Annotated in this window: 12 protein-coding genes; 11 read left to right on the forward strand and 1 reads right to left on the reverse strand. The window is 53.4% G+C overall.

Annotated features, from left to right (window positions below; all coding sequences use genetic code 11):
• Positions 1-150 precede the first annotated feature (150 nt).
• The 8 genes from LQ229_RS26180 to tkt are packed head-to-tail and all read left to right on the forward strand — an operon-like array spanning position 151 to position 7,850.
• Complete coding sequence (locus LQ229_RS26180) at positions 151-924, forward strand: glucose 1-dehydrogenase (RefSeq protein WP_230193342.1); 774 nt, start codon at positions 151-153, stop codon at positions 922-924.
• 21 nt (positions 925-945) lie between these two features.
• Positions 946-1,938, forward strand: a complete 993-nt coding sequence (locus tag LQ229_RS26185) for a substrate-binding domain-containing protein (RefSeq protein WP_230193343.1) — start codon at positions 946-948, stop codon at positions 1,936-1,938.
• Between the two features lie 26 nt (positions 1,939-1,964).
• The gene (locus LQ229_RS26190; protein ID WP_216539931.1) at positions 1,965-2,966 is read left to right on the forward strand and encodes a dihydroxyacetone kinase subunit DhaK; all 1,002 of its coding nucleotides are present in this window, start codon (positions 1,965-1,967) and stop codon (positions 2,964-2,966) included.
• A gap of 11 nt (positions 2,967-2,977) precedes the next feature.
• The gene (gene dhaL / locus LQ229_RS26195) at positions 2,978-3,619 is read left to right on the forward strand and encodes a dihydroxyacetone kinase subunit DhaL (RefSeq protein ID WP_216539930.1); all 642 of its coding nucleotides are present in this window, start codon (positions 2,978-2,980) and stop codon (positions 3,617-3,619) included.
• Positions 3,620-3,658: 39 nt separating this feature from the next.
• Complete coding sequence (dhaL, locus tag LQ229_RS26200) at positions 3,659-4,312, forward strand: dihydroxyacetone kinase subunit DhaL (RefSeq protein WP_216539929.1); 654 nt, start codon at positions 3,659-3,661, stop codon at positions 4,310-4,312.
• The gene (locus tag LQ229_RS26205; protein ID WP_216539928.1) at positions 4,305-5,093 is read left to right on the forward strand and encodes a triose-phosphate isomerase; all 789 of its coding nucleotides are present in this window, start codon (positions 4,305-4,307) and stop codon (positions 5,091-5,093) included. Before dhaL (LQ229_RS26200) ends, LQ229_RS26205 begins: the two co-directional genes overlap by 8 nt.
• A 51-nt stretch (positions 5,094-5,144) precedes the next feature.
• Positions 5,145-5,792, forward strand: a complete 648-nt coding sequence (gene fsa / locus LQ229_RS26210; RefSeq protein ID WP_216539927.1) for a fructose-6-phosphate aldolase — start codon at positions 5,145-5,147, stop codon at positions 5,790-5,792.
• A 30-nt stretch (positions 5,793-5,822) separates the two neighbouring features.
• Positions 5,823-7,850, forward strand: coding sequence for a transketolase (tkt, locus tag LQ229_RS26215; RefSeq protein WP_230193344.1), 2,028 nt, complete (start codon positions 5,823-5,825; stop codon positions 7,848-7,850).
• 725 nt (positions 7,851-8,575) lie between these two features.
• Here the strand turns inward: tkt and LQ229_RS26220 are convergent.
• Positions 8,576-9,100: a hypothetical protein gene (locus LQ229_RS26220; protein ID WP_216539925.1), complete on the reverse strand. Its 525-nt coding sequence runs from the start codon at positions 9,098-9,100 to the stop codon at positions 8,576-8,578.
• 178 nt (positions 9,101-9,278) lie between these two features.
• Here LQ229_RS26220 and LQ229_RS26225 point away from each other — a divergent pair, with 178 nt between their 5' ends.
• From LQ229_RS26225 to tmk, 3 genes are all read left to right on the forward strand, one after another.
• On the forward strand, positions 9,279-9,464 hold the full coding sequence (locus LQ229_RS26225) for a sigma factor G inhibitor Gin (protein ID WP_216539924.1): 186 nt from the start codon (positions 9,279-9,281) through the stop codon (positions 9,462-9,464).
• 206 nt (positions 9,465-9,670) lie between these two features.
• Positions 9,671-11,200, forward strand: a complete 1,530-nt coding sequence (locus LQ229_RS26230; RefSeq protein WP_230193345.1) for an aminotransferase class I/II-fold pyridoxal phosphate-dependent enzyme — start codon at positions 9,671-9,673, stop codon at positions 11,198-11,200.
• A gap of 119 nt (positions 11,201-11,319) precedes the next feature.
• Entirely contained in the window at positions 11,320-11,961 is a 642-nt protein-coding gene (gene tmk / locus LQ229_RS26235) for a dTMP kinase (protein ID WP_230193346.1), read from the forward strand.
• The last annotated feature ends 225 nt before the right edge of the window (positions 11,962-12,186 follow it).

Raw genomic sequence — 12,186 nt, forward strand, 5'->3', positions numbered from 1 at the left:
GAAGTAGAGCTACGTGAGATAGTCCCAGCATAACTGTAACTTTATGGATATTAATGTTGCTTAGGAAACCTTTTCGGTCCAAGGGACTTTAGCGCTTTAATGTTAAATAGTTTATTTTCGTACAAATAGACTTGAAGGGAGTTTTACAACATGGATTACAAAAAATTATTCGATCTTACGGGCAAAACTTCGATCGTAACCGGCGGAGCGGTTGGGCTTGGCAAAGCTATGGCCCAAGCCTTCGCATCCTTCGGTTCCAATGTAGTGATCGCAGACGTCAATCTCGCAATAGCTCGACAAACGGCCGATGAGATTGCAAAACAATACGGTGTAGCCACGCTTGCAATGCAAGTTGACGTCACGAAAGAAGAAGAAGTACAACGCATGGTCGATAAATCGACGGTCGAATTCGGGAAAATAGACGTGCTCCTGAATAATGCTGGAATTTGTCAAAAAATTGAAATGGAAAAGCAAACGTTGGCGGAATGGCAGCGAACGATGGATGTGAACGTCAATGGAGTATATCTGGTTTCTAAATATGTAGGGCTGCAAATGATGAAAACCGGCGGCGGCTCTATCATTAATATCGCATCGATGTCAGGCTACATCGCAAATACGGAGGCGCAGTGCGCTTATAACGCTTCAAAGGCCGCCGTCATCATGATGACGAAATGCCTTGCTTCCGAGTGGGTTAAATATAATATTCGCGTAAACGCTATCGCCCCTGGTTATATGAAGACGGCGATGACGAAACCTATATTTGAAGAGGGAGGCGAGTTGGCTCATGTTTTGGACTATGTTCCGATGAAACGGCTTGGCGAGCCGGAAGAATTAGGAGGCGTTGCCGTTCTGCTTGCTTCGGATGCTTCCACATTTACAACCGGATCTACGTATTTAGTCGACGGCGGTTACACCATTCATTAATTTAATAGGGGGACTTGAAACATGAAAAAGAGAAGCGTTACAACGACAACTTTGATGATGATTTTGACTTTGATCCTCGTCTTAACCGGATGTGCTTCCGGTAACAAGGAATCGGGCGGCTCGACAGACCCGAATAACGGAGGAACGGGCCAAAAAGACGGGAAGCTGAAAATTGGGGTGACCCATTACGGTTTAAAAAACGAATTTACGGTGATGATCAGTGATGCCCAAAAAGAAAAAGCGAAAGAACTGGGCGTAGACATTGAAGTGTTTGACGGTAATTACGATGTTAACACGCAAATTGCTCAGTTTGAAAATATGATTTCACAAAAATACGACGCGATTATTTTTTCACCGGTTGATGTTGATGCCATGGGTGTTGCAGTCGATAAAGCCGTAAAAGCGGGAATACCGGTATTCGGCGTGAATACGCGGGTTAACAGCGATAAGCTTACATCTTATATCGGTTCCAATGACGTTACTGCCGGGGAAATAGAGATGAATTATATTGTGGAGAAAATGGGGCCTAAAGGAAACATTGTTATTATGGAGGGTCCGATCGGAAGTTCTGCGCAAGTGCAGCGTAAAGAGGGCATTCATAACGTCTTGCAAAAATATCCGGATATTAAAGTACTAGCTGAAAAAACCGCTAACTGGTCCCGGTCGGAAGGTCTGAGTCTCATGGAAAACTGGATGCAAGCTTTTCAAGGTCAGATTAACGCCGTCGTGAGTCAGAATGACGAAATGGCACTGGGCGCCGTACAAGCTCTGGAGGGGAAAGGTTTCAAAAATCGCGATGAAATCCCGGTGATTGGCGTAGATGCGATTTCCGACGCTTTGAAAGCAGTCAAAGACGGTAAATTGAACGCAACCGTGTTCCAAGATGCGAAGGGTCAAGGTGAAAAATCCATTGAAGTAGCTGTCGACTATTTAAAAGGGAAACAAATCGAGCAAGAGTACTGGATTCCCTTTCAGCTTGTAACGCCGGAGAATTTAGATCAATTTTTGAAATAAGATATCTTTCTTGAGGAGTGAAGCGGATGAAAAAATTAATCAATCTTCCGGAAGCGGTTGTGGACGAAATGATAGAAGGTTATGTCGCCGCTTATCCCCAATATGTGAAAGTCTTGCCGCAAAATAATAGAGCGGTCGTTAAAGCGGCATCAGGACGATCAGGGAAAGTCGGTGTTGTAATCGGCGGGGGCTCAGGGCACGAACCTGCATTTATGGGGGTTATTGGAGAAGGATTTGTAGACGGAGTACCGGTAGGCAACATTTTCGCTTCTCCGCCGCCAGCTCCGATCCTGGAAGTGACGAAAGCAGTACACCAAGGTGCCGGGGTCATCTATATGTACGGAAATTATGCGGGGGATTGCATGAATTTCGATATGGCTGCAGAACTTGCGGAATTTGAAGGAATTAAGGTGGAGACGGTTCGCGTTACTGACGACGTCGCATCCGCATCATCGGAAGAACCTGAGAAACGCAGAGGAATTGCCGGCGGTTTCCTGGTGTTTAAGGCGGCGGGGGCTGCGGCAGATAAAGGTTTCTCTTTGGATGAAGTCGTACGCGTTGCCAGAAAAGCGAATGAAAGTGTACGCACGATGGGAGTGGCCTTGGCTCCTTGTTATATCCCTCATACAGGAAAACCGAGCTTTATGCTGGGGGAAGATGAAATGGAGATCGGTCTTGGCATTCACGGAGAACCGGGAGTCGAACGCGGAATCATCAAGACTGCCGACGAAGTCGCGGATGATTTGTTAAACCGGATTATCGGCGATATGCCTTTAGAACAAGGCAGCCGGGTCGCCGTTTTAGTCAACGGATTGGGCTCGACGACTTATATGGAACTGTTCATATTGTTCCGCAGAGTAGAAAAGCGATTAAGGGAACTTGGAATTCAAATTCATCGTTCTTTTGTCGGCGAGTTTGTTACTTCGTTGGAGATGGGAGGATGCTCTGTCTCTCTTATGAAGTTGGATGACGAACTTGCCGAAATGCTCGATCATCCCGTAGATACTCCGATGTACGTACAAAAATAGGAGGTGCGCGTATGAATCTTTCATTCGAAGACTTTAAGTATACGCTTTATCGGATTGCCGCAAGGATTGAAGAAGAAAAGGATTATCTCTCCGAATTGGATCGCGCTCTTGGAGACGGAGACCACGGGGTAACGATGTCGATCGGCTGGAAGGCCATTGTTCAAACGCTTGATCAAGCCCAGGAATCGGACTTTGCACAATTATGCAGGGATATGGCGATGTCCTTTTTGAACGCGGTAGGTTCATCTGTCGGACCTTTGTATGCTACTGCCTTTTTAAGGGGAGGGGCTCAGTTGCAAGGGAAAAAGCAGCTTGACGAAGAAGATATCGTTCAATTTTGGGTCGCGGCTGTCGAAGGAATTCGGGAACGCGGGAAAGCTGAAATCGGAGACAAGACAATGATAGATACGTGGATTCCTGCCGTTGAAGCGTTGACTAAAGCCAGGAATGAAGGAAATGATGTCATTTCCAGTTTTGAAGCCGCAGTCAAGGCGGGAGAAACGGGGATGAAGCAAACCGCGGAATTATTATCCAAGAAAGGGCGCTCCAGTCGATTGGGTGAAAGATCAATAGGTCATATGGATCCGGGGGCCGTCTCGGCATATATGATTTTATCTACCTTTTTTGAAGGCTTGAAAAATTTTGCGAAATAAGGAAGGGGATTTCAAGTCGAAGATGGGAGGTTAGCATGGATGGTACAAACGTTAAGCATTGATCAGACCCGGGATATGTTCTTGAAGGTAGCGGAAGCGGTGATCGGCAGCAAGGAACTGTTGACGGAAATCGACAGCCAAATCGGCGACGGCGATCACGGCATCGGCATGTCGATCGGCTTCACGGCGGCAAGCGAGGAACTTCGCAATAAGCAATGGTCCTCCGTCAACGAAATCTTTCAAACGACAGGCATGTCCATGATCAAGTCGATGGGCGGCGCTTCCGGCGTTATCTTCGGCACGATGTTCATGGGAGGCGTCAAAGGGCTCGATCCGATGAAGGAGTTGGATTTGTCCACCATCGCTTATATTTGGGGGCGGGCGTTGACCGCCATTAAAGTGCGGGGAAAAGCGGAGCTCGGCGACAAAACGATGATCGATGCGCTCCAACCTGCGGTGGAAGCGCTGCGCGCGGCCGTTCAAGCGTCCAAATCGTTGGCGGAAGGGCTCAAAGAGGCCGAGGAAGCCGCGGCGCAAGGCGTGGAGAATACGAAATCGATTCCGGCGAAGTTCGGACGGGCCAAATCGCTCGGAGAGCGGGCGATCGGTTATCGGGATGCCGGCGCGACGACCGTCTGGATTATGATGAAGACGATGCGCGAATGGGTGGAAGGAGCTCTCGTTCATGAATAAAGAACGGGTCTGGATCGGAACCAATTGGAAAATGCATAAATCGCTAGCCGAAGGGTTAGGGTATACGGCGGAATTGCTCCAATGGTCGAGAGAGAACCGGCTCGATCCGATCGTCGAACTGTTCATCATTCCCCCCTATACGTCGTTATGGCCGATTAAGGAAGTATTGCGCGGCGGACGGGTGATGCTGGGCGCCCAAAATATGCATTGGGCGGACGAAGGCGCATATACGGGGGAAATCTCCCCGGCGATGTTGGCGGAGATCGGTTTGGATCTTGTGGAATTAGGCCATTCGGAACGGCGGCAATATTATAACGAGAACGACTGGGATATTAACAAAAAGGTGCATGCCGCTTTGAAATATCGGATGAGGCCGCTTGTATGCATCGGAGAAAATATTCGGCAAAAAGAAGCGGGCGTTACGCTTGAGACGATCTTCAGCCAATTGAAAATCGGTCTGCACGGCGTATCCGCCGCTTCGGCGGAACGTTTGCTGATCGCGTACGAACCGGTTTGGTCGATCGGTGCGGCGGGCGTTCCGGCGGAACCGGAAGCTGTGGCGCAGGTTCATCGCCGCATTCGCGAATTTCTGGCGGAACGGTTCGGGGATGCCGGATACCGCATTCCGGTTCTATACGGGGGAAGCGTAAATCAGGATAATGCGATGAGCTATTTGCGCTATGAAGACGTCACCGGCCTGTTCATCGGGCGTTCGGCTTGGAATATGGAAAGCTTCCGGGCCATATTGAACGACGTGCAAGCTTATGTTCGCGGCACGTAACGGTTTACGCTCGGCATATCGGCTAAATTCTAGGGAAGGGAGCAAGGATGAATGAAATTTTTTATCGACACGGCCAATATTGAGGAAATTCGCAGAATTCACAAGCTGGGTTTGGTAGACGGAGTAACGACCAATCCGAGTCTAATCGCGAAGGAAGGCAAGCCTTTTCAAGAGCTGATTCAAAGCATTTGCCGTCTGGTTGACGGTCCCGTCAGCGCCGAAGTGATCGGGTTGACGACGGAGGAAATGATCCGGGAAGCCGAGGAAATCGCGCAATGGGCGCCGAATGTCGTCATTAAGCTGCCGCTGACCGAGCAAGGGCTTGAAGCGACGTATCACTTGGCGCAGAAAGGCATCAAAACGAACGTAACGCTAGTCTTTACGGTAGCGCAAGGATTAATGGCCGCGAAGGCGGGCGCGACTTATATCAGCCCTTTTGTCGGCCGCTTGGACGATACCGGGATCGAAGGAATCCAATTGGTGCGCGATTTGCAGACCGTTATGCGCAATTACGGCATGCAAACGGAAATTATCGTGGCGAGCGTGCGCAACATCATTCATTTGCAGCAAGCCGCAACGGCCGGAGCGGATATCGCGACGATTCCGGGCTCTCTCCTGCCTTCCTTATGGAAGCATCCGTTGACGGATGCCGGCATTGCGAAATTTCTCGAGGATTGGAAGAAGGTCCCTCAGCAATAGCACGTCATAAAGGATAAGGAGGAGATAGGTATGACTCATGCGAATAAGGTCCGCCCTTCCATCGAACGGCTATCCGTCAATGCGATACGCATGCTGGCCGTAGAAGGGATCGAACGGGCGAACTCCGGCCATCCCGGACTGCCGATGGGGGCCGCGCCGATGGCGTATGTATTGTGGAACCGCATCATGAAACATAACCCGGCCAATCCGCAATGGTTCAACCGCGACCGGTTTATTCTGTCGGCGGGACACGGCTCGATGCTGCTGTACAGCTTGCTGCATCTAAGCGGGTACGACCTGCCGCTAGAGGAGCTGCAGCAGTTCCGCCAATGGGGCAGCCGCACGCCGGGCCATCCGGAATTCGGGCATACCCCCGGCGTCGAAGCGACGACGGGACCGCTCGGCCAAGGGTTCGCAATGGCGGTTGGCATGGCCATGGCCGAACGGCATATGGCGGCTGTATTTAATAAGGAAGATCTGGACATTATCGACCATTATACTTATTGCCTGTGCGGGGACGGCGACCTGATGGAAGGCGTATCGGCGGAAGCCGCGTCGCTTGCCGGCCATTTAGGCTTGGGGCGGCTGATCGTCCTGTACGACTCGAACGATATTTGTCTCGACGGCGAGACGAGTATGGCTTTCACCGAGCAGGTCGGAGGGCGGTTTGAGGCTTACGGCTGGCAAGTGCTGCGGGTAGAGGACGGCAACGATTTGGAAGCGTTGGACCAAGCGCTGCGCACGGCCGTTCGGGAACAGTCCCGGCCGACGCTGATCGAGGTGAAGACGGTGATCGGGTACGGCAGTCCGAACAAGGGCGGCAAATCCGACGCGCACGGAGCGCCGCTTGGCGCGGCGGAGCTGGAAATGGTAAGGCGGGAGTACGACTGGCCTTACGCCGGCTTTGAGGTGCCGGAAGAGGTGCGCCGGCATTTCGCGGAGCGCAAAGCTGCGGGAGAAGCTTCCGAACGCGAGTGGGAGCAATTGCGGCAACGGTACGCGGCTGCCTATCCCGCGGACGCGGAGCGGCTCAAGCTGGCGATCCGGGGCGAATTGCCGGACAACTGGGAGCGGGCTTTGCCTGCCTACAGCGAAAGCGACGGCAAGAAAGCGACACGCGACGTATCCGGGCAAGTATTGAATGCGATCGCCGGGGCGGTGCCTTATTTCTTGGGCGGATCCGCGGATTTGGCTTCTTCCAACAAAACGGCGCTGAAAGGCGAGGCTGCCTTCCAGGCGGGAAACTATGCAGGCAGAAATCTGTGGTTTGGCGTACGGGAATTCGCTATGGGCGCCATTCTGAACGGCATGTCCTTGCATGGAGGATTGCGCGTTTACGGCGGGACGTTCTTCGTGTTCTCCGATTACTTGAAGCCGGCGATGCGATTGTCTGCCTTAATGGGACAGCCGGTGCTGTATGTGCTGACGCACGACAGCATCGCCGTCGGGGAAGACGGGCCGACGCACCAGCCGATCGAGCAGTTGGTCGCGCTGCGGAGCATTCCCAACATGACCGTATTCCGGCCGGCCGATGCGAACGAAACGGTGGCCGCCTACCGGTACGCGATGGAACATCGGGAAGGGCCCGTCTCCATCGTGCTGACCCGGCAAGGGCTGCCGACGCTGGCCCAAACGTCCGCACTGGCGGAGACGCATGTGTCGCGCGGCGCTTACGTATTGTCCGACACGCGTATTGCGGATCGGCCGGAACTGCTTCTCGTCGCGACCGGTTCCGAGGTTTCGCTGGCGCTGGAAGCGCAGGAGCGGCTTGAGGCCGAAGGGACGGCTGTGCGCGTGGTCAGCATGCCGAGCTGGGAGCTGTTCGAACGGCAAGACCGTTCGTACCGGGACGAAGTGTTTCCGCCGTATATTGAGAAGCGGGTATCGATCGAGATGGGGCATACGCTCGGCTGGGAACGATATGTCGGCCGGGACGGATTGAAGATCGGCATCGACCGGTTCGGCGCGTCCGCGCCGGGAGAGCGGATCATGGCCGAGTACGGCTTTACGGCCGATCAAGTGGCGCGGCGCATTGCGTCGTATTGCCACGGGAAATAAAGAGGCTCGCGGCTTGGCCTGGCGGAACCTAGGAACAGGGCGCGCCGTACCGCGGCGATCTTAGCGAGGACGACTGCTTGAGCGGTCGTCTTTTGCTCGTTGGGAGGTTCTCTCGCAAGCATTCGTTCACTAGATGGGGGAAATGATAGCCTGCCTGCGAAAACGGGGCGGGGATCCATGTTGTAATAAATACAACATTTTGCATTCTCTCCGTACGATCATGCTGTCATTGTTGCAGTTTTTACAACATTTTGGGGGCGGAGCGGGCTATTTTGCGATTTTATTGGCATTTTTGTTGTACAGAATACAACATGGCTGTCCAATCCGCTTGTTGATCCCTCGACATGTTGTACTCCATACAGCTTGTACTGCTGCCATGCCAAGAAATTGAACTGTTTGGATTAAGGAAGATCGGCAGGTTAAGGGGGAACTGGCATTAGCGTTGTATGGAGCATAAGCGTCTGCGGCCTTTTGTCGAAATCCCCCTCATTCAGAAAGCCGTTTTTTCCGTCAAACTATCGACAACTGCTTGAATTTCTCAACGAATAATAACCCTTTAGAACCCGTCGGATTTTGACTAAAAATTCCATTTAACGGTAGATTTGTTTTGCAGAGATATTGCTTTTGTCCAATTGGGTGTTCAACAGACTTATGATTCGTCCTTCTGCTTCCCTGATTGAGAGGGATATCGGCAAAAGGGGCATCAGTAAATGACCAAGACGGGCTTATTGCCTATAGTAGGATAAGTCGGTATCGTTCAGCTTGATCATGCCGTACTTCGGCTGCCGTCTCAGTCGGTAGAAGCAAACGAGCCGCGGAATGGCGAGCCAAAGATGCCAGATCGCCATACCGGCTGTGAAAGCCGGGGGCGACCATGGCAGCAGGACGACGATGCAACACAGTCCAATCCAGAGCACATGCTTATGAATCCGAACAAAAACGGAATAGCTAATATACTGCTCGGGCAAGTAGCCGATCCAAGGGAAGCGGATGCGGTGGCGCCATCGTTTCTTGATCGGTTCGGAAGCGATCAGCAGCACGGAGCGAATGATAACGTAATGCAGCCAACTGACGACGGCAAAGGCGAGCGCAACGTAAAATAGGCTGAGCCACCCAAACAAGAAGACCGGCAGCGAGCATAGGATAGGCAGTAACAATATATAAAAAAGAAGAAGCGTTTTGCTGTAATTTATTTTATGAATTAATTTATAGCGGTAAATCGTTACGTTCGAATCGTGTTCTGGGGACATGGCGGTCGGAAATACCTCCTTGCGAATAGTCGGTTCAGAATCGTCTTTACTTTATATATCGGTCGGCCGGGGGAGAATTGAAAGAAAAATATAAACATTTGAAAACGGTTTGAAATGAAGTTTAAAATAATAGAAAGTGTGCCATACTGATAGCAAAACGTAACAAGGGCGTGAGTCGATGGAACAGGAAAAAGACAGCACTTGTATTATATGCGGCGGCCAAAAAGCGGAGGGCATTTTTATTTTATCCGAATTTATATGTGAAGCGTGCGAATTGGAAATGGTTCGAACCGATGTGAAGGATGCGAAATATCCTTTTTTTATCCGTCAGTTGAAGCAGATTTGGTTTGGGAAAAATGCTTGATAAGGGCGGCGCGATATATTCGATAAGGGGACCCGAAATTCCTAGGAAGCGGGGTCCTTTTTGTTTATTCATTCTCGAAATACTCCAATAGACGTTTTTCTCATGCTAAAATAGATAGATAACGTTACATAGGCAACGTTGGCCGCGCCAATGGCGGCACAGATAGAGGGAATGATATTTTCAAGCGGGAAGGACCGAATTCGACCATGCTTCATTCGCAACGCGCGCCTTTGTACGAGGCGTTAGTATCGTACCATTTGCGGCAAAATGCGACTTTTCACGTGCCCGGCCATAAAAACGGACAGGCGTACGATGCCGGCCCGGCGTCCGAACGGTGCGACGAGGAGATCGGCCTGCTGCGGGAGGTCATGAAAATCGACGTCACCGAAATTAGCGGCACCGACGATTTGCACCAACCGGAGGGCGTTATTCGCGAGGCGCAAGAGCTGGCGGCTGCTTGCTTCGGGGCGGAAGAGACGCATTTTCTCGTGGGGGGCAGCACGGTCGGCAATTTGGCGCTTATTCTAACCTGCTGCACGGAGCCGGGCGATCTGCTGATCGTGCAGCGCAACGTGCACAAGTCGGTGCTGCACGGGCTCATGCTGGCGGGCGCGCGCGCGGTGTTCGTGGCGCCCCGTCTCGACCCGCGCAGCGGGCTTGCCACCGCGCCCGCGCCGGAGGCCGTACGGCGCGCGCTGGAACGATACCCTGCCGCCAAGGGGGTGCTGCTGTGCAGCCCCAACTATTACGGCATGGGAATCGACCTGCGCCCGCTGGCGCAGCTGGCGCACGAGCACGGCAAGCCGCTGCTCGTGGACGAGGCGCACGGCGCCCATTACGGGCTGCATCCGGCGCTGCCGGATTCGGCCCTGCAATGCGGGGCGGACGGCGTCGTGCAATCGACGCACAAGATGCTGTCCGCCCTCACGATGGGCGCCATGCTGCACGTCCAAGGACCGCGCCTGGACCGGGCGCTGCTGAAGCAGCGGCTGACGATGCTGCAAAGCTCCAGCCCGTCGTATCCGCTCATGGCTTCGCTTGACGTCAGCCGCCGTTTCGTGCACAGCCGCGGACCGCTGGCGTTCGAGCGCGGGCTGGAGGCTGCGCTCGAGTTCCGCCGCCGCATGGAGCGTCTGCCGCAATTTGCGCTGCTGGGGCCGGCGCAGTCGGACGCATATGCTTCGCTGGACCCGTTCAAGGCGGTCGTGAGCGACCGAACGGGCGCCTACAGCGGCTATGAACTGCAAGCGCTGCTGGAAGACCGCGGCTGCGTGCCGGAGATGTCCGACGCGCGCCATGTCGTGCTCGCGTTCGGGTTGGGCTCCACGCCGGAAGATACGGACAGGCTGTTCGCGGCTTTTCGGGATATAGCCGAAACGATCGGCCGCGAAGCCGGCAGCCGTATAACGAACGGCCCCGCGCCGGACGAGCTTCGCCGCGAGGAGCCGCCCGCCACGCCGCGGCCCGCTGCCGGTACCGGCGTATCCGATCCCGTTCCGTTCGGCATGCGGCCTTATCGCGAAGACGAGATCGAAGCGGTGCCGCTGGCCGCCGCGGCGGGACGGATCGCCGCGGAGATGGCGATTCCGTATCCGCCGGGGATCCCGCTCGTATATCCGGGTGAACTCATCGCGGAGCAGACGCAGGCGGCGTTGGCAACGGTGATGGAGCGGGGGGCAAAGTGTCAAGGGGTGCAGGATCCGACGCTGCGGACGATTCGCGTGTTCAAATTATAGCGCTTGCGCTGCCGCGCATTCCGCGGCGGCGTACAACCTTTTGGAAAGTAGGTCAGTATCCTATGACGGTCGATTTACATACAAATAAATATAGGCATTCGCAACAAGAACATCAGGGCATGTTTATTTCGCTCGAAGGAGGTGAAGGATCGGGAAAGACGACCATGATCGAGCGTTTGCGCCAGGAATTCGAGGGACGCGGTCTTTCGGTCGTCATCACCCGCGAGCCGGGAGGGATCGATATCGCCGAGCAAATTCGCGCCGTCATTCTCGATCCGGCTAACGTTGCGATGGATGCGCGGACGGAAGCGTTATTGTACGCGGCTGCCCGCAGACAGCATCTGATCGAGAAGGTGGTTCCCGCTTTGGAGCGGGGAGAGATCGTCATCTGCGACCGTTTTATCGACAGCAGCCTGGCTTATCAAGGCTATGCGCGCGGACTCGGAATGGATGAGATATGGTCCGTGAATCAATTTGCGACCGACGGCTTGTTGCCGGATATCACCCTGTACCTCGATGTGGACCCGCAAATCGGCTTGTCCCGCATCCAGGCGAACAAGCAGCGCGAAGTGAACCGCCTCGATCTCGAACGGCTCGATTTCCACCATAAAGTTAGAGAAGGCTATAGGCAGGTGGCTGCCAAATTCCCCCAGCGCATACACATCATTGATGCGGGACGGGACCCGGATCGGGTTTTTGAACAAATTATGGACATCTTTGCCGCGAAACAAAAGGATTTTAAGGGTTTTATGTCAAAATAGTATAGTAGTTCATGTGGACGTTGCCGAAGCGGCTTGAGGCCCAGTTAACGCGGAATCGCGTTGATGCCCGGCGCCCGGCAGTTTTCGGGCAACGATCTTATAAGTCCAGCGGTAAGATGTCAAGTCCCTGATTCTTGAGAATTGGAAATTTTCTTGGCCGTAAAGCAAGGGAGTCAGGGAAAATGACAGCACCAAACTAAACCCAGCCCGAAAATCAAGTCATTT

Origin of the sequence: Paenibacillus sp. CECT 9249, from assembly GCF_918697855.1 — a bacterium.
Taxonomy (GTDB): Bacteria; Bacillota; Bacilli; order Paenibacillales; family Paenibacillaceae; genus MSJ-34.